The sequence below is a fragment of the Virgibacillus oceani genome, from assembly GCF_041521345.1.
In the GTDB taxonomy this organism is placed as follows: domain Bacteria; phylum Bacillota; class Bacilli; order Bacillales; family Amphibacillaceae; genus Virgibacillus_N; species Virgibacillus_N oceani_A.
Window position 1 is genome coordinate 39,317 of sequence record NZ_JBGOHB010000023.1, and the last position, 21,981, is coordinate 61,297.

A 21,981-nucleotide genomic window follows, 5' to 3' on the forward strand; every position below is an offset into this window, starting at 1 on the left:
ATTTTCGCGGAGAATGTCTATAATAATATGGGCGAAAAGGAGGGAAAATAATGGCAAAAGAAAAAATCAGAATCCGTTTAAAAGCGTATGATCATCGTATTTTGGATCAATCCGCTGAGAAGATTGTAGACACGGCAAAGCGTTCAGGATCCAACGTATCCGGACCAATCCCGCTACCTACAGAAAAAACTGTGTACACCGTTTTACGTGCGGTACACAAATACAAGGATGCTCGTGAACAATTCGAAATGCGTACACATAAACGTCTTATCGATATTGTGAACCCTACACCGCAGACAGTGGATTCACTAATGCGTCTTGACTTGCCGTCTGGTGTAGATATTGAAATTAAATTATAAAATGAATGGATATTATAGGAGGTGTAACGGATGACGAAAGGAATCTTAGGACGTAAAATCGGCATGACTCAGCTATTTTCAGAAACTGGTGAACTTGTACCGGTAACTGTTATCCAGGCTGAGCCAAACGTAGTCTTGCAGAAAAGAACAATGGAAAATGACGGTTATGAAGCAATTCAACTAGGGTTTCAAGATCTAAAGGAATCACGAACAAATAAAGCGGAGAAAGGTCATGCTGAAAAAGCAAACACCACACCTAAGCGCTACGTTCGTGAAATCCGTAACGCGAATCTTGACGAATATGAAGTAGGTCAGGCGATTGGCGTTGATGTATTTGAAGCCGGAGATCAAATCGATGTAACCGGGACGACCAAAGGAAAAGGATTCCAGGGCTCCATTAAAAGGCATAATCAGGCTCGCGGTCCAATGAGTCATGGTTCCCATTTTCACAGAAGAACAGGTTCCCTAGGTGCTGCGGCTGACCCAGCGCGCGTATTTAAAGGGAGACCACTTCCAGGACAAATGGGCGGGGAACAGGTAACAATCCAAAACCTTGAAATTGTGAGTGTAGATACAGAACGCAATCTGTTATTGATCAAAGGAAATGTGCCTGGTGCAAAGAAATCATTCGTCAAAGTAACGGGTGCATTAAAGGCTAAATAATTATTACGACGAAGGGAGGATATGTCATGCCTACAGTAGCACTATTTAAACAGGACGGTTCTCAGGCAGGAGACTTGCAATTAAATGAAGCAGTCTTCGGAATTGAACCTAACACACATGTATTACACGAAGCTGTTGTCATGCAGCGGGCATCCTTGAGACAAGGAACCCATGCCGTGAAAAACCGCTCGGAAGTACGCGGCGGAGGACGTAAACCATGGCGCCAAAAAGGAACAGGGCGGGCACGTCATGGATCCATCCGTTCACCAATCTGGGTAGGCGGTGGAACAGCATTCGGGCCTACGCCAAGAAACTATGGCTACAAAATGCCTAAAAAGGTACGTCGCTTAGCATTATTATCTGCGTTATCTTCTAAAGTAAAAGAAGGTAATGTACTGGTTTTGGATGCCATTGCCATTGACGCACCAAAAACAAAAGAAATCGTAAAAATGCTTGAATCATTGGGTGTTAACGAAAAAGCATTGATTGTAACAGCTGATAAAGAGGAAACAATCATCCGATCAGCCAATAATCTTCAAAACACAAATGTGTTAACCGTAAAAGAAATCAATGTACTGGACTTGCTTTCGCATGACAAGCTGATCATGACAAAAGATGCAGCTGAAAAAGCAGGGGAGGTGCTTGCATAATGAAAGATCTACGAGATATTATAAAGCGCCCTGTCATTACAGAGCAGTCCTCTGATTTATTGGCAGAGAAAAAATATACGTTTGAAGTAGATACAAAAGCAAACAAAACCGAAATCAAAAATGCGATTGAAGCAATTTTCGGTGTCACGGTTGAAAAAGTGAACACATTAAACCAAAAAGGAAAGTTTAAGCGGATGGGACGTTACGGAGGTTTTCGCCCGAATCGAAAAAAAGCCGTCGTGCAACTTTCCGAAGACAGTAAAGAAATCGACTTCTTTGAAGGTTAAAAACAAATAAGTGAAGGAGGGAAATGAAGATGGCGATTAAAAAATTCAAACCAACATCAAATGGTAGACGGAATATGTCTGTTTCCGATTTCGCTGAGATCACCACAAATAATCCGGAAAAATCTCTGCTAAGACCAGTCCACAAACGCGGCGGTCGAAATAATCAGGGTAAACTGACTGTTCGTCATCAAGGTGGTGGCCACAAGCGTCAATACCGTCTTATTGACTTTAAGCGCGATAAAGATGGGATACCAGGACGAGTTTCTACCATCGAGTATGATCCGAATCGTACAGCGAATATTGCATTAATTCATTACGCTGACGGCGAAAAAAGATATATCCTGGCACCAAAAGGACTAAAAGTAGATCAAAAGATAGAGTCCGGTGAAAATGCAGATATTAAATTGGGTAATTCATTAGCACTTGGAAATATTCCAGTAGGTACGATTGTGCATAATATTGAATTGAAGCCAGGACGCGGCGGACAGTTGGCACGCTCTGCAGGCGCTCAAGGTCAAATTCTTGGACGTGAAGGAAAGTACACCCTTGTACGACTGGCATCCAGTGAAGTTCGCCTTATTCTAACAACGTGCCGTGCAACAGTCGGTCAGGTTGGAAACATTGAAAACGAACTGCTCAGAGTCGGAAAAGCAGGACGTTCCCGCTGGAAAGGCATTCGACCAACAGTACGTGGCTCTGTTATGAACCCGAACGATCACCCACACGGTGGTGGTGAAGGACGCACGCCGATCGGGCTTAAATCACCAATGTCACCATGGGGCAAAAAGACACTTGGTTACAAAACACGTAAACGAAATAAACCGTCAGATAAGTATATTGTACGTTCACGTAAAAAATAACTAAAAATGAGACGGGGAACACCCGTCTGAACACTCTGAAAGGAGGCATTTTCATGGGTCGTAGTTTAAAAAAGGGACCTTTTGCAGATGATCATCTGCACAAAAAAGTTGATACGTTAAATGAATCTGATAAAAAACAAGTAATCAAAACTTGGTCACGCCGTTCTACAATATTCCCTACATTTGTAGGCCACACGATCGCTGTATATGATGGACGCAAGCACGTACCTGTTTACATTACAGAAGATATGGTCGGACATAAATTAGGTGAATTTGCACCATCCCGTACGTTTAAAGGGCATTCCGGCGATGACAAGAAAACAAAACGCTAAAGAGAGGAGGCACTTAAGCATGCAAGCGAAATCCACGGCAAAATCGGTTCGTATTGCTCCTCGTAAAGTACGTTTAGTCGTTGATTTAATTCGAGGAAAAGATGTAGGAGAAGCAGTTGCGATCTTACGTAATAAAGAACGCGGTGCTTCTCCAGTAATAGAAAAAGTATTGAATTCTGCTGTTGCAAATGCAGAACATAACTATGAAATGGACACGGATAATTTAGTGGTATCCGAAGCATATGTAAACGAAGGTGTAACACTGAAACGTTTCCGTCCGCGTGCACAAGGACGTGCAAGTAAAATTAACAAACGCACTAGCCACATTACAGTGGTCGTAACAGAAAAGAAGGAGGGATAGTTAGTGGGTCAAAAAGTAAATCCTACAGGTCTTCGCATAGGCGTCATTAAAGACTGGGAGTCCAAATGGTATGCTGGCAAAGATTATTCAGACTTACTACACGAAGATATTAAAATCAGAGAATATCTTGAAAACAGATTGCGTATTGCCGCTGTTTCATCCATTGATATCGAACGTGCTGCAAACCGCGTAAACATTACGATTCATACTGGGAAACCAGGAATGGTAATCGGTAAGGGCGGATCTGAAGTAGAAGCACTAAGAAAATCATTGAACAGTTTAACAGGCAAACGAGTTCATATTAATATTGTCGAAATTAAAAAAGTTGACCTGGATGCCAAATTAGTAGCAGAAAATATCGCTCGTCAACTGGAAAACCGTATATCATTCCGTCGTGCACAAAAACAAACTATTCAACGTTCGATGCGTGCTGGCGCACAAGGTATCAGAACGCAAGTAGCCGGCCGACTCGGAGGAGCGGATATTGCCCGTGCGGAAAGTTACAGCGAAGGAACAGTACCACTTCACACATTGCGAGCTGATATCGACTATGGTACAGCCGAAGCAGATACAACCTATGGTAAATTAGGCGTAAAAGTGTGGATCTATCGTGGGGAAGTTCTTCCAACAAAATCAAATAAATAAGGAAGGGGGCACTTTCTATGTTAATGCCTAAACGTGTGAAATATCGCAGACAACATCGTGGTAAAATGAATGGCCGTGCAAAAGGTGGCACAACGGTATCTTTTGGTGAATATGGCTTGCAGGCAACTGAAGCCTCATGGATTACAAGCCGTCAAATCGAAGCTGCCCGTATTGCAATGACCCGTTACATGAAACGTGGCGGTAAAGTATGGATTAAAATATTTCCTGATAAACCATATACTGCAAAGCCCCTCGAGGTTCGGATGGGTTCCGGTAAAGGTGCTCCAGAAGGCTGGGTAGCAGTTGTAAAACCAGGGAAGGTTATGTTTGAAATCGCAGGTGTACCAGAAGAGGTTGCGCGTGAAGCATTGCGTCTCGCTTCTCACAAACTGCCGATCAGAACAAAATTTGTAAAACGTGAAGAAATTGGTGGTGAAAGCAATGAAGGCTAATGAAATCAGAGAACTGACCACTACCGAAATAGAACAAAAAGTAAAATCATTAAAAGAAGAATTATTTAACTTGCGCTTCCAGCTTGCAACCGGACAATTAGAGAACACAGCGCGTATTCGTGAAGTAAGAAAATCCATTGCTCGTATGAAAACCGTTGTGCGCCATCGGGAACTTGGCGTAAATAACTAGAATCTATGGATAGGAGGTTAGCCTCAATATGACTGATCGTAATAATCGTAAAGTATACACAGGACGTGTAGTTTCAGATAAAATGGATAAAACGATTTCGGTTTTAGTTGAAACGTATAAGTTTCACTCACTATACGGAAAACGTGTGAAATACTCCAAGAAATTTAAAACACATGATGAGAACAACCAGGCAAAAACCGGTGATATTGTACGTATCATGGAAACCCGGCCATTATCAGCTACAAAGCGTTTCCGTTTAGTCGAGGTAGTGGAGGAAGCAGTAATTATATAAGGAAGTTTCGGTAATATAGGCTTCGAAGGGAGGTCCCAGTGACATGATTCAACAGGAAACTAAATTAAAGATAGCAGATAACTCTGGAGCACGTGAAGTGCAAACCATTAAAGTATTGGGTGGATCAGGCCGCAAGACAGCGAATATTGGTGATGTAATTGTTTGCACAGTGAAAAACGCAACACCCGGAGGCGTTGTTAAGAAAGGTGAAGTAGTAAGAGCGGTTATTGTGCGTTCGAAATCCGGTGCACGCCGTAAAGATGGATCATATATTCGTTTTGGTGAAAACGCAGCGGTAATTGTACGTGACGATAAAAGTCCAAGAGGAACGCGTATTTTCGGACCGGTCGCACGTGAATTACGTGATGCCAAATTCATGAAAATCGTATCTCTGGCTCCGGAAGTATTATAAATGATTGTTTAAAAACTGGATGTGCAAAATGCTCCGAATAACAGGGAAAAGACAACAATTCGCAGTACTTTTCCAGCAGTTTTTAGGCAGTCTCCCTAGGCGTAAAAGACCAGTGCAAGGAGGTGCGTCAAGCATGCATGTAAAAAAAGGTGATAAAGTAAAAGTAATTTCCGGTAAAGACCGCGGAAAAGAAGGTACCATCCTGGAAGCATTTCCGAAAAAGGATCGTGTACTTGTAGAAGGAATCAACATGGTGAAAAAACACGCAAAGCCTTCACAGGAGAACCCACAAGGCGGTATTTTGGAACTGGAAGCTTCAATTCATGTTTCCAACGTAATGCCGATTGATTCCAAATCAGGAGAGCCAACCCGCGTTGGCTATGAAGAACGTGATGGCAAAAAAGTGCGCATCGCTAAAAAATCCGGTGAAGCAATAGATAAATAATTTGTGAATCGAAAGGAGGGCGCTCGTGATGAATGAACTAAAACAAAAATATCAGGATAATATACTACCATCCTTAATGAATAAATTTGAATATAAATCTGTAATGCAGGCACCAACAATTGAAAAGATTGTAATCAACATGGGTGTTGGTGATGCTGTGCAAAATTCAAAAGCATTAGATAATGTAATTGAAGAGCTTTCACTCATTTCCGGTCAAAAACCAATCGTAACCCGTGCGAAGAAATCAATTGCCGGCTTTCGTCTTCGTGAAGGAATGCCAATCGGTGCAAAAGTAACCCTTCGCGGAGAAAGAATGTATGAATTTCTGCAAAAGTTGATTGCTGTTTCACTGCCGCGTGTACGTGACTTCCGCGGTATTTCGAAAAAAGCTTTTGATGGACGCGGAAATTATACACTAGGTGTAAAAGAGCAATTGATTTTCCCGGAAATTAACTATGATAAAGTAAATAAAGTCCGCGGTATGGATATTGTGATCGTAACAACTTCCGAAACGGATGAAGAGGCTCGTGAACTCTTGTCACAGCTCGGCATGCCTTTCCAAAAATAAGCTTTTCAGAGCTACTACAAGGAGGGAAAATTGTGGCTAAAAAATCAATGATTGCAAAGCAAAAACGCCCGCAAAAGTATAAAGTACGTGAATACACACGTTGTGAGCGCTGTGGCCGACCACATTCAGTAATTCGTAAGTTTAAACTTTGCCGAATTTGTTTCCGTGAACTTGCCTATAAAGGTCAAATTCCCGGTGTCAAAAAAGCAAGCTGGTAATCCCCGATTTGGGAAGGAGGTAATGATTAATGGTTATGACAGATCCAATTGCAGATATGCTGACTCGTATTCGTAATGCCAACATGGTGAAACATGAGAAGCTGGAACTGCCGGCTTCAAAGATGAAAAAAGAAATCGCTGATATTTTAAAGCGTGAAGGTTTTGTTTCCGACTATGAATTCGTTGAAGACAATAAACAGGGTATCCTGCGTATTTTTCTTAAATACGGTATGAACGAAGACCGTGTAATAACCGGAATTAAACGTATCAGCAAGCCTGGACTACGCGTTTATGCAAAAGCAAATGAGGTACCGCGTGTACTTAATGGCTTGGGAATCGCGATCGTATCCACATCCAAAGGTGTGCTTTCGGACAAAGAAGCACGTTCACAGGCTGTTGGCGGCGAAGTACTGGCATATGTCTGGTAATGAAGATTTTTAAATGAGGAGGTGCATGGAATGTCTCGTATAGGACTTAAGCCAATTGAGATCCCAGAGGGTGTAGAAGTGAAGTTTGATAATAACAACGTTACTGTCAAAGGCCCTAAAGGGGAATTATCCAGAACATTAAGCGCTGAAATGAAAATTAATATAGAAGATAACGTAATTACCGTTGAACGTCCAAGTGACCATAAAGAACATCGCGGTTTGCACGGAACAACACGCAGTTTGATCAGTAACATGGTAGAAGGCGTGAGCAAAGGCTTTGAAAAATCACTTGAAATTATCGGTGTAGGGTATCGTGCCCAAAAGCAGGGAGATAAAGTAGTCATTAATGCCGGCTACTCTCATCCGGTAGAGCTTGACACAGTAGATGGTATTGAAATTGAAGTTCCAAAAAACACACAGCTGACCGTTAAAGGTATCGATAAAGAGCTTGTTGGAGCAGTTGCCTCAAACATTCGTGCAATAAGACCGCCGGAACCATACAAAGGAAAAGGTATTCGTTATGCAGGTGAATATGTACGACAAAAAGAAGGTAAAACTGCGAAGTAAGGTTAGTTAAGCCAGAAAGGAGTGAGCTTGATGATCAAAAAACCGGCAAAAAATGTTACGCGTAAAAGAAGACACGCACGTGTTCGCAGACAAATTACCGGTACACAGGAACGTCCCCGTTTAAACGTGTATCGTTCAAATAAGCACATTTATGTACAGTTGATTGATGATCAAAAGGGTACTACGCTTGTGAGTGCTTCTACACAAGATAAAGAATTGAACACTGGAACATCAGGGAACACAGAAGCTGCAAAACAGGTGGGCGAAGCAATTGCCAAACGTGCCCAGGATAAAGGATTCAAATCAATCGTATTTGACCGCGCGGGCTATCTTTATCATGGACGTGTAAAAGCCTTGGCAGACGCTGCAAGAGAAGCAGGTCTTGAATTTTAAAAGATAAAGGAGGGAACCATTACATGAAGACAAACATTGATCCGAATAAATTAGATCTTGAAGAACGCGTTGTTGCGGTGAACCGTGTTGCAAAAGTTGTTAAAGGCGGACGGAATTTCCGTTTTGCCGCACTAGTTGTAATTGGTGACAAAAATGGTCATGTAGGCTTTGGTACAGGGAAATCCAAGGAAGTACCGGAAGCTATTAAAAAAGCGGTGGATGATGCAAAGAAAAATCTGATTGAAATTCCGATCGTTGGTACGACGATTCCTCATGAAATCCATGGCGTGTTCGGCTCCGGTAATGTATTGATGAAACCTGCTACAGAAGGTACAGGAGTTATCTCCGGCGGACCGGTTCGTGCTATCATGGAACTTGGCGGTGTCGGTGACATTCTGACAAAGTCACTTGGTTCAAATACACCAATCAACGTGATTCGTGCAACATTGACCGGACTAACAAACTTAAAAAAAGCAGAAGACGTAGCAAAACTGCGTGGAAAGTCTGTAGAAGAACTGTTAGGATAAGGAGGGAAGGCTATGTCTAAAAAGTTGGAAATAACCCTCACACGTAGTATTATTGGCGCAAATGAGGTACAGAAAAAAACTGTAGAAGCACTGGGACTGAAAAAAATCCGCCAATCCGTTGTGCGTGAAGATACGGATAGTGTGCGCGGTATGATTAATAAAGTATCCCATCTGCTGGCAGTAAAAGAAATATAAATAAGCATTAGTGTAAAGAGGAGGTGCTCGTATGAAACTTCACGAATTAAAAGCATCAGAAGGTAGTCGCAAAACCAGAAATCGCGTGGGTCGCGGTATGTCATCAGGGAACGGAAAAACATCCGGCCGAGGACACAAAGGACAAAAAGCGCGTACAGGCGGCGGTACACGTCCGGGATTTGAAGGCGGCCAAATGCCATTATTCCAGCGCTTGCCAAAACGCGGATTTACCAATATTCACAAGAAAGAATTTGCTATAGTAAACCTGGATGCACTAAATCGTTTTGAAGACGACACGGAAATTACACCTGAGCTATTACTTGAAGAAGGTGTCGTTAGTAAACTGAAAACCGGCATTAAAGTGCTCGGAAACGGTACTATCGAAAAGAAACTAACAGTAAAAGCTCACAAGTTCTCTGCTTCAGCTGCTGAAGCAATCGAGGCAGCGGGCGGGAAAACAGAGGTGATCTAATTAATGTTTCGGACAATCTCCAATTTTATGCGCGTTGGTGACATCAGACGAAAAATAATATTCACACTACTCATGCTTGTTGTATTCCGTCTTGGAACATTTATTCCTGTTCCTTATACGGACAGAGAAGCGATTGATTTCATGAGCCAGCAAAATGTATTTGGTTTTCTAAATATTTTTGGCGGAGGCGCGCTGCAAAACTTCTCCATTTTTGCGATGGGTATTATGCCATATATTACCGCCTCCATCATCATGCAATTGCTGCAGATGGATGTTGTGCCAAAGTTTGCTGAATGGAAAAAACAAGGTGAAATGGGACGTAAGAAGCTGGCACAGATTACACGTTACGGAACGATTGTGCTTGCATTTGTTCAGGCAATCGCCATGTCCGTCGGCTTTAACGTCATGGCAGGCGGTATGCTGATACAGGATCCAAATGCATTAACATTCTTGATTATTGCACTAGTACTGACAAGCGGAACTGCATTTCTCATGTGGCTCGGGGAACAAATTACAGCAAACGGTGTTGGAAACGGGATTTCCATCATCATTTTTGCCGGGATTGTTGCAGCAGTTCCAAATGGGGTTCAGCAATTATACAGCCAGTATTTTGTAAATCCGGGTGATGATTTGTTTATCAATATTGTTATTGTCGCTTTAATCGCCCTGGTTGTTGTGGCTGTTATCGTAGGTGTTGTATTTATATTGCAGGCACTGCGAAAAATACCAATTCAATATGCGAAAAAACTTGTAAACCGTTCTCCGGTAGGCGGGCAATCCACGCATTTGCCATTGAAAGTAAATGCTGCAGGAGTGATCCCGGTTATTTTTGCCATTGCCTTTATGATCGCACCAAGTACGGTTGCAGGTTTCTTTGAAGGTAGTCCTGTGGCACAAACGATTACAATGATATTTGACTATACACAGCCTATAGGTATGGTCTTGTATGTAGGGTTAATCATTGCTTTCACATACTTCTATACGTTTGTTCAAGTAAACCCTGAACATATGGCTGAAAACCTGCAGAAACAAGGCGGGTACATCCCAGGGATTCGACCTGGCCATAATACGGAAAGGTATTTGACACGTGTCATCAATCGGCTGACATTTGTTGGGGCCCTATTTCTGGCAGCTGTTTCTGTACTCCCGATTGTTTTGGGTGGCTTAGCGGGTCTGCCTCAAGCAGTACAAATCGGCGGCACAAGTTTACTAATCGTAGTTGGTGTGGCATTAAATACAATGAAACAGCTGGAAAGCCAGTTGGTTAAACGCCACTACAAAGGTTTTATCCGGTAATCCGGTGCCACGGAGAGCGAGGAGAAATAACTTGAATTTGATTTTAATGGGTCTGCCTGGTGCCGGAAAAGGAACGCAGGCAAAAAAAATAAATGAAAAGTATAATATCCCTCATATTTCAACTGGAGATATGTTCCGATTGGCAATTCAAGAGGGAACAGAACTGGGAACGAAAGCGAAAGAATACATGGATCAAGGAAACCTTGTTCCGGATGAAGTAACGATTGGCATCGTTAGGGAACGCTTGGCGAAAGATGATTGCAGCAATGGATTCCTGCTGGATGGATTTCCAAGGACCATTGCACAAGCTGAAGCGCTGCAAGAGCTTCTCGCCGATATGAACCAATCAATTGATCATGTCATTCATGTAGATGTACCTAAAGAAAAATTGCTGGAGCGCTTAACCGGCCGCAGAATTTGCCCGACATGCGGAGCGACGTATCATGTAAAATACAACCCTCCAAAAGAAGAAGGAAAATGTGATCATGATGGTTCAAAACTGATTCAGCGGGATGACGATAAAGCGGAAACCGTAAAGAACCGTCTGGCTGTTAATATCGAGCAAACAAAACCTTTATTGGACTTCTACAAGGATAAAGGATACCTTATAAGCGTAAATGGTGATCAGGAAATCAATCAAGTATTTGAAGATATTCGCACCAATATTGAAAAATAATACCCAGCCGTTCATGAAATGGACTAAAAAGGGTGCATTTCAGTGGCTGAAAAGTTATAATTAACGTTGGGAATACGCTTGTTCTGTGACACTGAATGAAAAACAGCCTTTTCAAAAAGGTGAGCAAAAAATTCTATAGCCTAAGTGAAGGTGATCGTTGTTGAACGAAGATGATTCTATTCCGCTGATAGGTCAAGTTGTTCGTATTAAGCAAGGGCGCGAAGCAGGTCAATTCGCCGTTGTCATTCAAGCTGTGGATGACCGGTATGTTCTGCTTGCAGATGGGGAAAAACGTAAATATGATCGACCAAAGAAAAAGAACTTGCATCATATTGAGAAAATGAATTACATTTCTCCGGAAGTCCAAAACAGCCTTCTAGAAACTGGTCGTGTCACAAATGGCAAACTCAGGTTTGCCATAGCTAAATTTACGAATGAGATTGTGACTGATTAAAAGAAGGGAGATCAACACGATGGCGAAAGACGATGTAATTGAAGTGGAAGGAAAGGTAACAGAAACATTGCCGAATGCGATGTTTAATGTAGAGCTTGAAAATGGCCATACGGTCCTGGCGCACGTATCCGGTAAGATCCGGATGCATTTCATCCGCATTCTGCCAGGTGATAAAGTAACGGTAGAGCTTTCACCGTACGATTTAACCAGAGGCAGAATTACGTACCGTTATAAATAAGTGCTCCTATATCAAAGGAGGTTGAATGATGAAAGTAAGGGCATCTGTAAAACCAATTTGTGAAAAATGCAAAGTGATCAAACGTAAAGGAAAAGTAATGGTCATTTGCGAAAATCCAAAGCATAAACAAAAACAAGGCTAACTCGACCTCGAAAGGTCAGAGGGCTTGGAGCAAATCAGCTTAACTGCAGATTTGAGGCAAAAATAAGCAACCAGGAGGTGCTAAAGCTATATGGCACGTATTGCAGGTATAGATATTCCACGTGATAAACGTGTAGTGATCTCATTAACGTATGTTTATGGAGTCGGAAAAACGACTGCACAAAAAGTGCTTGAAGAAGCAGGCGTATCTGAGAATACGCGTGTGCGTGACCTGACTGAAGATGAGTTAGGCCGCATCCGTAAAGCCGTAAATGAATTTACCATTGAAGGTGACTTACGCCGTGAAACATCACTTAATATTAAACGTTTAATCGAAATCGGTGCCTACAGAGGAGTTCGTCACCGTCGCGGACTGCCTGTGCGCGGACAGAAAACGAAAAACAACTCACGCACCCGTAAAGGGCCACGCCGTGCAGTTGCAGGCAAGAAGAAGTAAACGTAAAGGAGGTAAAAATGAATGGCACGTAATACAAACACACGTAAACGCCGTGTGAAAAAGAATATAGAATCAGGTATAGCCCATATCCGTTCCACGTTTAACAACACCATTGTTACGATTACGGACCCGCAGGGAAATGCGATCGGATGGAGTTCATCAGGTGCACTTGGATTTAAAGGTTCTAAAAAATCAACTCCATTTGCCGCTCAAATGGCAGCTGAAACTGCAGCAAAATCCGCAGTGGATAATGGTATGAAGTCATTAGAAGTAACTGTTAAAGGCCCCGGTGCCGGCCGTGAAGCTGCGATTCGTTCACTTCAGGCAGCAGGACTTGAGGTTACGGCAATTGTCGATGTAACACCAGTTCCTCACAATGGCTGCCGCCCGCCAAAACGTCGTCGTGTATAAGTATACCGTATAGAATTTGTCACCTTGTCTATAATGGGTTATATGTAGAACAGCCTAAAGGTACCGAAAACCTTTAAGCTAAGCCTGGCAGATAAGTAAGTATAAAACTTTCTTTCTGCATAAGTGCAGCTAAGGCTTTCGTCATTAAAGCCTGGCGATAAGCCAAGTTTTCTAATAAGACAAGAAAGTACGAAAGAAATACAGGTAGAGAAGGGTAAATCAACTGCCTATTTGGGGAATTTCGGTTAGGCAAGCAAGTCTAACCGGGGTTTCGACGTTTTTAAGGAGGGTTTTATTGGATGATCGAAATTGAAAAGCCAAAAATAGAAACGGTAGAAGTCAGCGAAGATGCTACGTTTGGAAAAGTTGTAGTCGAACCGCTTGAACGTGGATATGGTACCACTCTAGGAAACTCCTTGCGTCGTATCCTTTTATCCTCACTTCCAGGTGCTGCTGTAACATCAGTTCAAATAGATAGCGTACTGCATGAGTTTTCGACAATCGAAGGGGTTGTGGAAGACGTAACAACAATAATTTTGAACCTGAAAAAGCTAGCTCTGAAAATTTATTCTGATGAGGAAAAGACATTAGAAATCGATGTGCAGGGAGAAGGGGAAGTTACGGCTCGTGACTTGACATTTGACAGTGATGTAGAAGTACTAAACCCTGAACTTCCAATTGCAACATTAAATAAAAAAGGGCATCTGCATATGAAAATTACCGCAGAACGAGGCCGCGGATACCGCCCAGCGGAAGAAAATAAAAATGATGATCAGCCAATTGGGGTCATCCCGGTTGATTCTATTTTTACTCCCGTTTCCCGTGTCGTATATCAGGTGGAAAACACCCGCGTAGGTCAGGTAGCAAACTTTGATAAATTAACCATGGATGTGACAACGGACGGAAGCATCCGCCCGGAAGAAGCCATTTCGCTCGGAGCAAAGGTCTTTACAGAACATCTAAATATATTTGTAGGCTTAACTGATGAAGCACAGCATACGGAAATTATGGTGGAAAAAGAAGAAGATCAAAAAGAAAAAGTCATGGAAATGACTATAGAAGAACTTGATCTTTCCGTAAGATCCTATAACTGCCTGAAACGTGCCGGAATTAACACGGTACAGGAGCTTGCAAATAAATCGGAAGAAGATATGATGAAAGTTCGTAACCTGGGACGAAAATCTTTGGAAGAAGTAAAAACAAAGCTCTCAGATCTTGGTCTTGGTCTGCGTGACGATGATTAAGCTGACTTCTTAGCGCGGAAAAAAATAATTTAACTAAAACTGAAAAAGTGAGAAGCGAAAAGCTTTTTCAGACGATAGATTTAAACTAAGACAGAGAAAGGGAGGGATAGTCCATGGCTAGAAAATTAGGACGTACAACAGATCAGCGTATGGCTCTTCTTCGCAACCTTGCGTCTGATTTAATCATTCATGAACGGATTGAAACAACAGAAGCAAAAGCGAAAGAATTGAAATCGGTAGTAGATAAAATGATTACGCTCGGTAAACGTGGAGATCTTCATGCACGCCGCCAAGCTGCAGCTTTTCTATACGACAAGGAAGCTACTGAAGATGCAAATGTCATTCAGAAGCTATTTGATGATGTTGCCGCACGCTATGAAGAACGCCAAGGTGGATACACACGCGTACTTAAGCTTGGTGCCCGTCAAGGTGATGGAGCGAAAATGGCAATCATTGAGCTGGTTTAATAGGACAGGAAAGAAAGTATGTATTTTCTTACCTGCATAAGTGCACAAAGAATGCTGCAGGAGCGAAAGTTTAATTTTCGCTGAACCACGGCTAGCACTTCAAAGTATAAGGGTTTCTAAGAACCACTTTAACGACAAGCCAGGTTCTCTAAACAGTTAACCAAGTCAAGGGCAGGACTAAATCTCATCACGAGGTCTATCCAAGCCCTTTTTTTGTATAGCCAGTATATATGCGATCTGCCAGGATATTAATTTCCATAATATAAAGGAGTTTTACGATCCATGAACCGCACTTTATGGAGTGATCATGTATCATAAAGGAGTTTTACGAACCATGACCCGGCCATTTCTGGATGATCATGTACCATAAAGAAATTTTACGATCCATGAACCCCATTAGACATGCCTGTTACTGGTTTCTGTAAGATGCAGAATTTACGCAAGACACCCGGAACCAAACCAGGGAGGAGGAGTTTTTATGAGTAAGAGAATGATTGAGTTTAGAAATGTTTCTTTCAGGTACGGAGATGAGCAGCCCTGGGTACTCAAAAATGTTTCATTTGAAATCTATGAAAAAGAATGGATTGCCATCATCGGTCATAACGGCTCCGGCAAGTCCACTATCGCCAAACTATTAAATGGTCTTCTGTTCCCGCAGGAAGGGGAAATCGTCATTGATGGCGTCCCGGTCACTGAAGATACAATTTGGGAAGTAAGAAAAGAAGTAGGCATGGTATTTCAGAACCCGGATAACCAGTTTGTAGGAACCACTGTTCAGGATGATGTTGCATTTGGCATGGAAAACAGAGGTTTTTCCAGAGAAGAGATGGTAAGCCGAATTGATAACACGTTACACGCTGTTGGAATGCAGGATTATCTTTTGACTGAACCACACCGGTTATCAGGCGGCCAGAAGCAGCGGGTGGCTATCGCAAGTGTGCTGGCCATCTCCCCAAAAGTATTGATTTTGGATGAAGCAACAGCCATGCTCGACCCGCGCGGCCGTGCAGAAATCATGCGGACGGTTGCAGATGTGCAAAAACAGAATGAGCTTTCTTTAATCACCATTACCCATGACCTGCGGGAAGTTGTACAGGCGGAGCGGGTTATAGTGATGAATAATGGGGAGATCTGGGAAGAGTCAACCCCGAGGGATATTTTTTCCAAAAAAGATGAACTTACGAGAATCGGTTTGGATGTTCCTTTTGTCGCAAAGCTGGCAGAATCTCTGAAGGAAAAGGGAATTTCTCTTACAAAGGAACCGCTAAACCATGAAGAATTGCTGGAGGATCTATGGACATTACATTCAAGGACGTAAGCTATATATATCAACGGAATTCACCTTTTGCACATAAGGCGATAGATCACTTAGATTTACATTTTGCCTCGGGATCCTTTGTTGTCATCATTGGTCATACCGGCTCAGGTAAGTCTACGCTTATTCAACATTTAAACGGGCTTGCTATGCCGAGTGAAGGGGAAGTCACCATTGGAGATTACCGCTTAACACCTGATAAGAAGCCGGAAAACATGAAAGAGCTCCGCAGCAAGGTTGGTGTGGTATTTCAATACCCCGAGCATCAACTGTTTGAAGAAACGGTCGAAAAAGATATTGCATTTGGCCCGAATAACTTTGGGGTGCCAGAGAAGGAGACGGAGCAGCGGATTAAAGAAATACTTCCTGCCGTAGGGATGTCAACGGATTTTCTGGAACGCTCCCCATTTGACTTGAGTGGCGGACAGATGAGAAGGGTGGCAATTGCCGGCGTTCTTGCTATCAGGCCAGAAGTGCTTGTACTTGATGAGCCGACAGCAGGGCTCGACCCCCGCGGTCAGAAAGAAATGATGGAAATGTTTTATCAGATGCATAAGGAGCAGGGATTAACGACCATTCTTGTTACGCATAGCATGGAGGATGCGGTAAAGTATGCCGATCAGGTTATCATCTTAAATCAAGGGACGAAATACATGGAAGGGAAACCGGAAGAAGTGTTTATTCAAAAAGAAGCACTAAATAAAGTGCAGCTTGATGTTCCGGAAATGGTCTCATTTTTAAACCAATTTGAAGCAAGGTTTGGTAAGTCCATTTCTTTTCAGAGACAAACGATTAAAGAAATGGCCTCATCCATATATGACCGGCTTAAGGAGGGGGAGAAACATGAATAATACCCTCATCATCGGTCAATATGTCCCGGGAAACTCGATCGTCCATAAACTGGACCCAAGAACAAAAATTACAATCATTTTTGTGTTTGTTTTTATCGTATTTTTTGCGAATAACCTGTCGAGCTATATTATTATTACGGCTTTTGCCTTTACGGCTATGTTTACATCCCGGGTGCCGGTTCGATTTATTATGAAAGGCTTGACCCCTGTCTGGTTTTTAATTATTTTTACTTTCATCCTGCATTTGATTGTGACAAATGAAGGTACTGTACTCATAGAAATTTTTAATTTTGCTATCTATTCCGGTGGGGTCATCCAGGGGTTTGCTATTTCCATGCGCTTCTTTTTGCTTATTCTTGTGACATCCATGCTGACATTAACAACCACACCAATAGAAATCACAGATGCGATTGAGGACATGCTTCATCCGTTGAAACGGTTTAGATTCCCGGTACACGAGCTCGCTTTGATGATGTCTATCTCGCTGCGTTTTATTCCGACGCTCATGCAGGAGACGGATAAAATATCAAAAGCACAAGCTTCCCGCGGTGTTGACTTTCGGACAGGCCCAATTAAAGAGCGGATCAAAGCAGTTGTCCCGTTATTGGTGCCGCTGTTTGTCAGTGCATTTAAGCGGGCTGAAGAATTGGCTATGGCTATGGAAGCCCGCGGCTATCAAGGCGGGGAAGGACGCACAAAGCTGCGTGAATTGAAAATAGAACAGCGGGATATTTGGATTTATTTATTGTTTACGGCCGTTGTAGCGGGCTTGTTTGTTACGAGAGGTTATTAACTGCCGTTCGGATGAGAAATGCAATAGTGGATGAAGAAAGGTTTGGCATACAATGGTACGATTGAAATGTATTATACATTATGATGGATCCCAATTTTCCGGATTTCAGATCCAGTCTAAACAGCGCACCGTTCATGGTGAGCTGGAGCATGCATTAAAAAAGATGCACAAAGGGGAAGATGTACGAATCCAGGCTTCAGGCAGAACAGATACCGGTGTGCATTCCTTTGGCCAGACGATACATTTTGATTCTTCTTTCGACATACCGGAGCAAAATTGGAAAACTGCATTGAACACCCTTTTGCCGAAGGATGTATATGTGCAAGATGTGAAAGTTGTTCCAGACAGCTTTCATGCAAGGTACGCTGTCGTGGAAAAAGAGTATCGCTACTACGTATGGAATCAAAAAGAAAGAGATGTTTTTAAACGAAATTATTATTATCAATTCCCTTATCATTTGAATATAGAGGCAATGCAGGAAGCTTGCCGCTACCTGGAGGGGAGACATGACTTTACAACTTTTTCCTCCGCAAAAGCAACCATTAAAGGCTCCAAAGAACGTACGCTTTATAAGGTAAGCTGCGAGAAACAGGAAGAGAAAATAGAATTTATCTTCCGGGGGAGCGGTTTTTTGTATAATATGGTACGCATTATCATAGGGGTTTTGTTGGATGTTGGCCAAGGCAGACGAAAAGCATCGGATATTCCCGAGCTATTAGAAGCAAAGGATCGAACGCTTGTAGGCATAACAGTACCGCCTCAAGGGCTTTATTTGTGGAAGGTAAGGTATGAAGAACAGGATTTGCTTTAGGCTTCGTAGAGCCTTTAAATCGCTCGACAGTCCCGTGAAATCGCTCTATGATCACAATAATTCGCTCGACCTGACGATTGAATTCAGGTATATTTCCACCCCGTCCACTGATTACTGTAAAAAAATCAACTAAAGCTTGACATTCTGCACCAATTTGGTATATTATGATCTATGGCATTTTATTTCTAAAACCACGATTAGCCCCGGAATCTAATTGTGTTGAATATAGGAATAACGAACGAAATTATTTGGAGGGAAACAATCATGCGCACAACTTTCATGGCGAATGAAGCAAAGATTGAACGCAAATGGTTTGTTGTGGATGCTGAAGGCAAGCGTTTAGGACGTTTGTCCAGTGAAGTTGCTGCAATCCTTCGCGGAAAGCATAAGCCGACTTATACACCACATGCAGACACTGGTGATCATGTTATCATCATCAATGCTGATAAAATTGAACTGACTGGTAAAAAAATGACTGATAAAAAGTATTACAGACACACCGGTTACACTGGTGGCATTAAAGAACGCAATGCAGAAGAAATGCGTACAAAATACCCGGAGCAAATGCTTGAACTTTCCATAAAAGGCATGCTTCCAAAAGGTCCAATGGGACGCAAAATGAGTAAGAAATTGCACGTATACAGAGGTTCTGAACACAAACATGAAGCACAAAAACCGGAAGTTTACGAGCTTCGCGGGTAATTTAAGGGAGGTAAATGAATTGGCTCAAGTACAATACTACGGCACAGGTCGTCGTAAAAAATCAACTGCACGTGTACGCTTAGTACCAGGTACAGGAAATGTTACGATTAATGATCGTGAAGCAAAAGACTATTTTCCATATGAAACACAGCTTTTAATTTTGAACCAGCCGCTTGCTGCTACAGAAACACAAGGAACATATGATGTATTAGTCAATGTTCATGGTGGAGGATTTACCGGACAGGCTGGCGCTATCCGCCACGGAGTTGCCCGCGCACTTCTGGAAGCAGACCCGGAATACCGTTCTACTTTAAAAGCAGAAGGTTATCTGACTCGTGATGCTCGTATGAAAGAGCGTAAAAAATACGGTCTTAAAGGCGCTCGTCGTGCACCACAATTCTCAAAACGTTAAATCGAATGCTGTCGTGCCAAGGTTTTTCATGGACAGAACAATAAAAGTTACTTTAAAGCACTGGTTTAATTACCGGTGCTTTTCTTGCGTTCATTTATAGAGAATTTAACAAGTTTAGGGCGTCAGCATCTTGTTCTTCTCGGGCATTAACTTGAGATAATAGTTTTGAGTCGTTTGAATATTTACATGACCTAAGCACTTTGATACATACACAAGATCGATGTCCTGCAAAAAGAAAGGATGCGTCATTATCTCTTAGCCCATGAAAGGTTGTTTAGGGATATCGAGCTTTTTTAATAGAGCGGTTAATCGTTCAGACTGTTTAAAGCCATAGAAAGAAAAGATATAACCATTTTCCTTTACCTTAATAGATTGAATGAGATCGTATACAGATTTATTAATCGAGATATCACGTTTTGCATTATCTGTCTTTAAGGACGTATCTTCAGAAGTTGGACTTATCGTGTCTTACATGAACACCATGCTCATACAAGCTCTCAAGACGGATTGCTAATAGCTCACCGCGCCGCATACCTGTTTCCAATGCTAATTTAATACAAGTATATTAAATTCATAGTCTGGGTCGCTTAAAACGTAATTCCGAAGCTTTTTAAACTCGGTAATAGATAATGCATGATTACGTTTCGTAGGATTAACTCCTCTAGTTTTTACTAAGCTTGCAAAATCATTGGCAATAGAAGGTGATGTGGCTGAAGTGTAGGTATAAATGGAGTATTTGAAGTATGAAGTACAAGTAGAGATACACCCAGAAGTAATGAAAAGAATTAAATTTACAGCTAAGTTTGTCCGAGTTATAAGAACAGAGAAACCAAATGAAGATAAATGAATATCAGTAACCAACATTTATTTCCATTATTTGCTGTTTCCAGTATGGGTTTTTCTTTATGTTCTCTTCCGAAAACCATTTTTAATCCTCCATCTTTTGTGTTATCCTATGTCTTGGTCAATAAAAAGGAAAATTCTACTACTAAATACCTAGAGGGGAGAATGAATTTGAAAAAACTAGCAATAAGTATTTTCGTGGCTGCCTTGATGTTCCTTGCTGCATGTTCATCAGATGGAAATAACAATGAACAGCCAGAGAATTCACCCAATGAATCAAACAAGGAAACAGAGCATTCGACAGAAAATCAGAATGAAAACAATGAAAGCAAAGCCAACAAGAGTAACGATCAAAAAGAAGCAATAGAAGCGGCAGGGCCATTCGACCCCAACCAAGACATTGGCGGATTCATGGAAGGAGCCTATGACGAAAACGCCATTTTCCCGACGGACGCAAACTGGACACGGCAATCCCGTTTCACAGGCCCAGAGGAACCCGAACTGATTTGGTCTGTCGAAACAACAGATAAAGAATATACAGAACGACCCGGAAGATCCAGTCCCGTCATCGGTTCAGATGGTACCATATACTATATTTCTAATGCAAAAGACGAAGAACATGATGGCCTGTTTGCGATATCCCCTAGCGGCGAAGTAAAGTGGGAAGTCACCGATTTTCACGAAGAACTTGATGTCGGCATCGGAAACCACCACCGTTCAGCACCAATCATTGACGAAAACGGAGATATTTGGGTTCGCTTGGATAATGATACATTTGCTCTATTTAACGGCGAAAATGGCGACTTGAAAGATTCCTTTGTGTGGCAAACCAACTTAGGCTCTCGAGTCTATCCCACCGTCTTGGGAGAAAACGGAACATTCTATATCAATAACGGTGGAATATTCGGAGCCGTTCAAGATGGTGATTTGAAATGGGAATATGGTGATGAAGAAAATATTTCCGAGCATGCAATTAAAGGAGGCCCCGCGGTCGCTTCCGATGGAACTGTATACGGTATCGGTAAAGAAGCATTTTACGCCATTGACGAAACAGGAAAAGTGAAATGGGAAAATGAAATCGATGAGGCACTGGATTACAGCAATATTCAGATTGACCACGAAGGCAATGTCTATTTCGTGAACGACACGACCCTATACTCCTATTCAAAACACGGCGATAAACGCTGGGAAGAAAACGTAGAAAACGAATATTATGGAAGTAACGGGCTCACTTTAACAAACGACAAAAAAATCGTCGCATTATTCGAAGACGGGCTTCATGCATTTAATCTGGACGGCAACGAGGAATGGCACTTTCAACCTAATGGAAAGAAAGCAAGTGGAAGCATGATTGTCGACCAAGAGGGAACCTTTTATATGAATTCCCTCGACATCATCTATGCCGTTGACTCAACAGGAAAATTAAAATGGGAGTACGAGCCAGAAGGCGAAGACATAATTGAGTACTCCAATATGGTACTGGGCCCGGATAACACCCTATACTTTTTCGCCCACAAAGGAACCATGCTCGCAATCGGTGAAAAATAATTAATT

36 protein-coding genes and 1 pseudogene are annotated in these 21,981 nt (G+C 42.2%); all 37 read left to right on the plus strand.

The annotated features are described in order from the left end of the window. Positions 1-50 precede the first annotated feature (50 nt). On the plus strand, positions 51-359 hold the full coding sequence (rpsJ, locus tag ACDX78_RS15985) for a 30S ribosomal protein S10 (protein ID WP_486029161.1): 309 nt from the start codon (positions 51-53) through the stop codon (positions 357-359). A gap of 30 nt (positions 360-389) precedes the next feature. Next, on the plus strand, positions 390-1,022 hold the full coding sequence (rplC, locus tag ACDX78_RS15990; RefSeq protein WP_486029162.1) for a 50S ribosomal protein L3: 633 nt from the start codon (positions 390-392) through the stop codon (positions 1,020-1,022). 26 nt (positions 1,023-1,048) lie between these two features. Continuing rightward, positions 1,049-1,672, plus strand: coding sequence for a 50S ribosomal protein L4 (gene rplD, locus ACDX78_RS15995; RefSeq protein ID WP_486029163.1), 624 nt, complete (start codon positions 1,049-1,051; stop codon positions 1,670-1,672). Continuing rightward, positions 1,672-1,959, plus strand: a complete 288-nt coding sequence (rplW, locus tag ACDX78_RS16000; RefSeq protein ID WP_486029164.1) for a 50S ribosomal protein L23 — start codon at positions 1,672-1,674, stop codon at positions 1,957-1,959. The genes rplD and rplW overlap by 1 nt, the downstream gene beginning before the upstream one ends. 29 nt (positions 1,960-1,988) lie before the next feature. Then, positions 1,989-2,819 (plus strand): 50S ribosomal protein L2, encoded by an 831-nt coding sequence (gene rplB / locus ACDX78_RS16005; RefSeq protein WP_486029165.1) that lies wholly within the window; start codon positions 1,989-1,991, stop codon positions 2,817-2,819. Between the two features lie 53 nt (positions 2,820-2,872). Next, positions 2,873-3,151: a 30S ribosomal protein S19 gene (gene rpsS, locus ACDX78_RS16010; protein ID WP_486029166.1), complete on the plus strand. Its 279-nt coding sequence runs from the start codon at positions 2,873-2,875 to the stop codon at positions 3,149-3,151. Between the two features lie 19 nt (positions 3,152-3,170). Then, positions 3,171-3,512 carry a 50S ribosomal protein L22 gene (gene rplV / locus ACDX78_RS16015; protein WP_486029167.1) on the plus strand — a complete coding sequence of 114 codons (342 nt, stop codon included), beginning with the start codon at positions 3,171-3,173 and terminating at the stop codon, positions 3,510-3,512. A 3-nt stretch (positions 3,513-3,515) separates the two neighbouring features. Further along, positions 3,516-4,188: pseudogene (gene rpsC / locus ACDX78_RS16020) on the plus strand (30S ribosomal protein S3). Further along, positions 4,175-4,609 (plus strand): 50S ribosomal protein L16, encoded by a 435-nt coding sequence (gene rplP / locus ACDX78_RS16025; RefSeq protein WP_486029168.1) that lies wholly within the window; start codon positions 4,175-4,177, stop codon positions 4,607-4,609. The pseudogene rpsC and the gene rplP overlap by 14 nt, the downstream one beginning before the upstream one ends. Continuing rightward, positions 4,599-4,799 (plus strand): 50S ribosomal protein L29, encoded by a 201-nt coding sequence (rpmC, locus tag ACDX78_RS16030; RefSeq protein ID WP_486029169.1) that lies wholly within the window; start codon positions 4,599-4,601, stop codon positions 4,797-4,799. Before rplP ends, rpmC begins: the two co-directional genes overlap by 11 nt. A 28-nt stretch (positions 4,800-4,827) precedes the next feature. Continuing rightward, complete coding sequence (gene rpsQ / locus ACDX78_RS16035; RefSeq protein WP_486029170.1) at positions 4,828-5,091, plus strand: 30S ribosomal protein S17; 264 nt, start codon at positions 4,828-4,830, stop codon at positions 5,089-5,091. 43 nt (positions 5,092-5,134) lie between these two features. After that, positions 5,135-5,503, plus strand: a complete 369-nt coding sequence (gene rplN, locus ACDX78_RS16040; protein ID WP_486029171.1) for a 50S ribosomal protein L14 — start codon at positions 5,135-5,137, stop codon at positions 5,501-5,503. 133 nt (positions 5,504-5,636) lie between these two features. After that, on the plus strand, positions 5,637-5,948 hold the full coding sequence (gene rplX, locus ACDX78_RS16045; RefSeq protein WP_486029172.1) for a 50S ribosomal protein L24: 312 nt from the start codon (positions 5,637-5,639) through the stop codon (positions 5,946-5,948). Between the two features lie 28 nt (positions 5,949-5,976). Further along, the gene (gene rplE, locus ACDX78_RS16050) at positions 5,977-6,516 is read left to right on the plus strand and encodes a 50S ribosomal protein L5 (protein WP_486029173.1); all 540 of its coding nucleotides are present in this window, start codon (positions 5,977-5,979) and stop codon (positions 6,514-6,516) included. A gap of 32 nt (positions 6,517-6,548) precedes the next feature. Next, positions 6,549-6,734: a type Z 30S ribosomal protein S14 gene (locus ACDX78_RS16055; protein WP_092494501.1), complete on the plus strand. Its 186-nt coding sequence runs from the start codon at positions 6,549-6,551 to the stop codon at positions 6,732-6,734. Positions 6,735-6,763: 29 nt separating this feature from the next. After that, a complete protein-coding gene (rpsH, locus tag ACDX78_RS16060) occupies positions 6,764-7,162 on the plus strand; it encodes a 30S ribosomal protein S8 (RefSeq protein ID WP_486029174.1) in 399 nt (132 codons plus the stop codon). 30 nt (positions 7,163-7,192) lie between these two features. Continuing rightward, positions 7,193-7,729, plus strand: a complete 537-nt coding sequence (gene rplF, locus ACDX78_RS16065; RefSeq protein WP_486029175.1) for a 50S ribosomal protein L6 — start codon at positions 7,193-7,195, stop codon at positions 7,727-7,729. A gap of 30 nt (positions 7,730-7,759) precedes the next feature. Continuing rightward, positions 7,760-8,122 (plus strand): 50S ribosomal protein L18, encoded by a 363-nt coding sequence (rplR, locus tag ACDX78_RS16070; protein ID WP_486029176.1) that lies wholly within the window; start codon positions 7,760-7,762, stop codon positions 8,120-8,122. 23 nt (positions 8,123-8,145) lie between these two features. Beyond that, positions 8,146-8,649: a 30S ribosomal protein S5 gene (rpsE, locus tag ACDX78_RS16075; protein WP_486029177.1), complete on the plus strand. Its 504-nt coding sequence runs from the start codon at positions 8,146-8,148 to the stop codon at positions 8,647-8,649. A 12-nt stretch (positions 8,650-8,661) separates the two neighbouring features. Continuing rightward, on the plus strand, positions 8,662-8,844 hold the full coding sequence (gene rpmD / locus ACDX78_RS16080) for a 50S ribosomal protein L30 (RefSeq protein ID WP_486029178.1): 183 nt from the start codon (positions 8,662-8,664) through the stop codon (positions 8,842-8,844). Between the two features lie 31 nt (positions 8,845-8,875). Further along, positions 8,876-9,316, plus strand: a complete 441-nt coding sequence (gene rplO / locus ACDX78_RS16085) for a 50S ribosomal protein L15 (protein WP_486029179.1) — start codon at positions 8,876-8,878, stop codon at positions 9,314-9,316. A 3-nt stretch (positions 9,317-9,319) separates the two neighbouring features. Continuing rightward, entirely contained in the window at positions 9,320-10,612 is a 1,293-nt protein-coding gene (gene secY / locus ACDX78_RS16090; protein ID WP_486029180.1) for a preprotein translocase subunit SecY, read from the plus strand. Between the two features lie 31 nt (positions 10,613-10,643). Beyond that, positions 10,644-11,288, plus strand: a complete 645-nt coding sequence (locus ACDX78_RS16095) for an adenylate kinase (RefSeq protein ID WP_486029181.1) — start codon at positions 10,644-10,646, stop codon at positions 11,286-11,288. 160 nt (positions 11,289-11,448) lie between these two features. Then, entirely contained in the window at positions 11,449-11,742 is a 294-nt protein-coding gene (locus tag ACDX78_RS16100; protein ID WP_486029182.1) for a KOW domain-containing RNA-binding protein, read from the plus strand. 19 nt (positions 11,743-11,761) lie between these two features. Next, the gene (gene infA, locus ACDX78_RS16105) at positions 11,762-11,980 is read left to right on the plus strand and encodes a translation initiation factor IF-1 (protein ID WP_486029183.1); all 219 of its coding nucleotides are present in this window, start codon (positions 11,762-11,764) and stop codon (positions 11,978-11,980) included. A 28-nt stretch (positions 11,981-12,008) separates the two neighbouring features. Then, on the plus strand, positions 12,009-12,122 hold the full coding sequence (rpmJ, locus tag ACDX78_RS16110) for a 50S ribosomal protein L36 (protein ID WP_010095733.1): 114 nt from the start codon (positions 12,009-12,011) through the stop codon (positions 12,120-12,122). A 90-nt stretch (positions 12,123-12,212) separates the two neighbouring features. After that, positions 12,213-12,578 (plus strand): 30S ribosomal protein S13, encoded by a 366-nt coding sequence (gene rpsM, locus ACDX78_RS16115; RefSeq protein WP_486029184.1) that lies wholly within the window; start codon positions 12,213-12,215, stop codon positions 12,576-12,578. A 21-nt stretch (positions 12,579-12,599) separates the two neighbouring features. Further along, positions 12,600-12,989, plus strand: coding sequence for a 30S ribosomal protein S11 (gene rpsK, locus ACDX78_RS16120; RefSeq protein ID WP_486029185.1), 390 nt, complete (start codon positions 12,600-12,602; stop codon positions 12,987-12,989). 299 nt (positions 12,990-13,288) lie between these two features. Next, on the plus strand, positions 13,289-14,233 hold the full coding sequence (locus tag ACDX78_RS16125; RefSeq protein ID WP_486029186.1) for a DNA-directed RNA polymerase subunit alpha: 945 nt from the start codon (positions 13,289-13,291) through the stop codon (positions 14,231-14,233). A gap of 113 nt (positions 14,234-14,346) precedes the next feature. After that, on the plus strand, positions 14,347-14,700 hold the full coding sequence (gene rplQ / locus ACDX78_RS16130) for a 50S ribosomal protein L17 (protein ID WP_486029187.1): 354 nt from the start codon (positions 14,347-14,349) through the stop codon (positions 14,698-14,700). A gap of 478 nt (positions 14,701-15,178) precedes the next feature. Continuing rightward, a complete protein-coding gene (locus ACDX78_RS16135) occupies positions 15,179-16,018 on the plus strand; it encodes an energy-coupling factor ABC transporter ATP-binding protein (protein ID WP_486029188.1) in 840 nt (279 codons plus the stop codon). Beyond that, positions 15,994-16,866, plus strand: a complete 873-nt coding sequence (locus ACDX78_RS16140) for an energy-coupling factor ABC transporter ATP-binding protein (protein ID WP_486029189.1) — start codon at positions 15,994-15,996, stop codon at positions 16,864-16,866. Before ACDX78_RS16135 ends, ACDX78_RS16140 begins: the two co-directional genes overlap by 25 nt. Continuing rightward, positions 16,859-17,659, plus strand: coding sequence for an energy-coupling factor transporter transmembrane component T family protein (locus tag ACDX78_RS16145; RefSeq protein ID WP_486029190.1), 801 nt, complete (start codon positions 16,859-16,861; stop codon positions 17,657-17,659). Before ACDX78_RS16140 ends, ACDX78_RS16145 begins: the two co-directional genes overlap by 8 nt. 52 nt (positions 17,660-17,711) lie before the next feature. Then, the gene (truA, locus tag ACDX78_RS16150) at positions 17,712-18,470 is read left to right on the plus strand and encodes a tRNA pseudouridine(38-40) synthase TruA (protein WP_486029191.1); all 759 of its coding nucleotides are present in this window, start codon (positions 17,712-17,714) and stop codon (positions 18,468-18,470) included. A gap of 264 nt (positions 18,471-18,734) precedes the next feature. Next, a complete protein-coding gene (rplM, locus tag ACDX78_RS16155; RefSeq protein WP_486029192.1) occupies positions 18,735-19,172 on the plus strand; it encodes a 50S ribosomal protein L13 in 438 nt (145 codons plus the stop codon). A 19-nt stretch (positions 19,173-19,191) separates the two neighbouring features. Further along, on the plus strand, positions 19,192-19,584 hold the full coding sequence (rpsI, locus tag ACDX78_RS16160; protein WP_486029193.1) for a 30S ribosomal protein S9: 393 nt from the start codon (positions 19,192-19,194) through the stop codon (positions 19,582-19,584). 1,014 nt (positions 19,585-20,598) lie between these two features. Further along, positions 20,599-21,975 carry an outer membrane protein assembly factor BamB family protein gene (locus ACDX78_RS16165; protein ID WP_486029194.1) on the plus strand — a complete coding sequence of 459 codons (1,377 nt, stop codon included), beginning with the start codon at positions 20,599-20,601 and terminating at the stop codon, positions 21,973-21,975. Positions 21,976-21,981: the final 6 nt, after the last annotated feature.

What these genes read in the sequence shown, in the direction of transcription:
- rpsJ (WP_486029161.1), top strand. Translation starts at nt 51, where the DNA reads ATGGCAAAAGAAAAAATCAGAATCCGTTTAAAAGCGTATGATCATCGT.
- rplC (WP_486029162.1), top strand. Translation starts at nt 390, where the DNA reads ATGACGAAAGGAATCTTAGGACGTAAAATCGGCATGACTCAGCTATTT.
- rplD (WP_486029163.1), top strand. Translation starts at nt 1,049, where the DNA reads ATGCCTACAGTAGCACTATTTAAACAGGACGGTTCTCAGGCAGGAGAC.
- rplW (WP_486029164.1), top strand. Translation starts at nt 1,672, where the DNA reads ATGAAAGATCTACGAGATATTATAAAGCGCCCTGTCATTACAGAGCAG.
- rplB (WP_486029165.1), top strand. Translation starts at nt 1,989, where the DNA reads ATGGCGATTAAAAAATTCAAACCAACATCAAATGGTAGACGGAATATG.
- rpsS (WP_486029166.1), top strand. Translation starts at nt 2,873, where the DNA reads ATGGGTCGTAGTTTAAAAAAGGGACCTTTTGCAGATGATCATCTGCAC.
- rplV (WP_486029167.1), top strand. Translation starts at nt 3,171, where the DNA reads ATGCAAGCGAAATCCACGGCAAAATCGGTTCGTATTGCTCCTCGTAAA.
- rplP (WP_486029168.1), top strand. Translation starts at nt 4,175, where the DNA reads ATGTTAATGCCTAAACGTGTGAAATATCGCAGACAACATCGTGGTAAA.
- rpmC (WP_486029169.1), top strand. Translation starts at nt 4,599, where the DNA reads ATGAAGGCTAATGAAATCAGAGAACTGACCACTACCGAAATAGAACAA.
- rpsQ (WP_486029170.1), top strand. Translation starts at nt 4,828, where the DNA reads ATGACTGATCGTAATAATCGTAAAGTATACACAGGACGTGTAGTTTCA.
- rplN (WP_486029171.1), top strand. Translation starts at nt 5,135, where the DNA reads ATGATTCAACAGGAAACTAAATTAAAGATAGCAGATAACTCTGGAGCA.
- rplX (WP_486029172.1), top strand. Translation starts at nt 5,637, where the DNA reads ATGCATGTAAAAAAAGGTGATAAAGTAAAAGTAATTTCCGGTAAAGAC.
- rplE (WP_486029173.1), top strand. Translation starts at nt 5,977, where the DNA reads ATGAATGAACTAAAACAAAAATATCAGGATAATATACTACCATCCTTA.
- rpsH (WP_486029174.1), top strand. Translation starts at nt 6,764, where the DNA reads ATGGTTATGACAGATCCAATTGCAGATATGCTGACTCGTATTCGTAAT.
- rplF (WP_486029175.1), top strand. Translation starts at nt 7,193, where the DNA reads ATGTCTCGTATAGGACTTAAGCCAATTGAGATCCCAGAGGGTGTAGAA.
- rplR (WP_486029176.1), top strand. Translation starts at nt 7,760, where the DNA reads ATGATCAAAAAACCGGCAAAAAATGTTACGCGTAAAAGAAGACACGCA.
- rpsE (WP_486029177.1), top strand. Translation starts at nt 8,146, where the DNA reads ATGAAGACAAACATTGATCCGAATAAATTAGATCTTGAAGAACGCGTT.
- rpmD (WP_486029178.1), top strand. Translation starts at nt 8,662, where the DNA reads ATGTCTAAAAAGTTGGAAATAACCCTCACACGTAGTATTATTGGCGCA.
- rplO (WP_486029179.1), top strand. Translation starts at nt 8,876, where the DNA reads ATGAAACTTCACGAATTAAAAGCATCAGAAGGTAGTCGCAAAACCAGA.
- secY (WP_486029180.1), top strand. Translation starts at nt 9,320, where the DNA reads ATGTTTCGGACAATCTCCAATTTTATGCGCGTTGGTGACATCAGACGA.
- infA (WP_486029183.1), top strand. Translation starts at nt 11,762, where the DNA reads ATGGCGAAAGACGATGTAATTGAAGTGGAAGGAAAGGTAACAGAAACA.
- rpmJ (WP_010095733.1), top strand. Translation starts at nt 12,009, where the DNA reads ATGAAAGTAAGGGCATCTGTAAAACCAATTTGTGAAAAATGCAAAGTG.
- rpsM (WP_486029184.1), top strand. Translation starts at nt 12,213, where the DNA reads ATGGCACGTATTGCAGGTATAGATATTCCACGTGATAAACGTGTAGTG.
- rpsK (WP_486029185.1), top strand. Translation starts at nt 12,600, where the DNA reads ATGGCACGTAATACAAACACACGTAAACGCCGTGTGAAAAAGAATATA.
- ACDX78_RS16125 (WP_486029186.1), top strand. Translation starts at nt 13,289, where the DNA reads ATGATCGAAATTGAAAAGCCAAAAATAGAAACGGTAGAAGTCAGCGAA.
- rplQ (WP_486029187.1), top strand. Translation starts at nt 14,347, where the DNA reads ATGGCTAGAAAATTAGGACGTACAACAGATCAGCGTATGGCTCTTCTT.
- ACDX78_RS16135 (WP_486029188.1), top strand. Translation starts at nt 15,179, where the DNA reads ATGAGTAAGAGAATGATTGAGTTTAGAAATGTTTCTTTCAGGTACGGA.
- ACDX78_RS16140 (WP_486029189.1), top strand. Translation starts at nt 15,994, where the DNA reads ATGGACATTACATTCAAGGACGTAAGCTATATATATCAACGGAATTCA.
- ACDX78_RS16145 (WP_486029190.1), top strand. Translation starts at nt 16,859, where the DNA reads ATGAATAATACCCTCATCATCGGTCAATATGTCCCGGGAAACTCGATC.
- truA (WP_486029191.1), top strand. Translation starts at nt 17,712, where the DNA reads ATGGTACGATTGAAATGTATTATACATTATGATGGATCCCAATTTTCC.
- rplM (WP_486029192.1), top strand. Translation starts at nt 18,735, where the DNA reads ATGCGCACAACTTTCATGGCGAATGAAGCAAAGATTGAACGCAAATGG.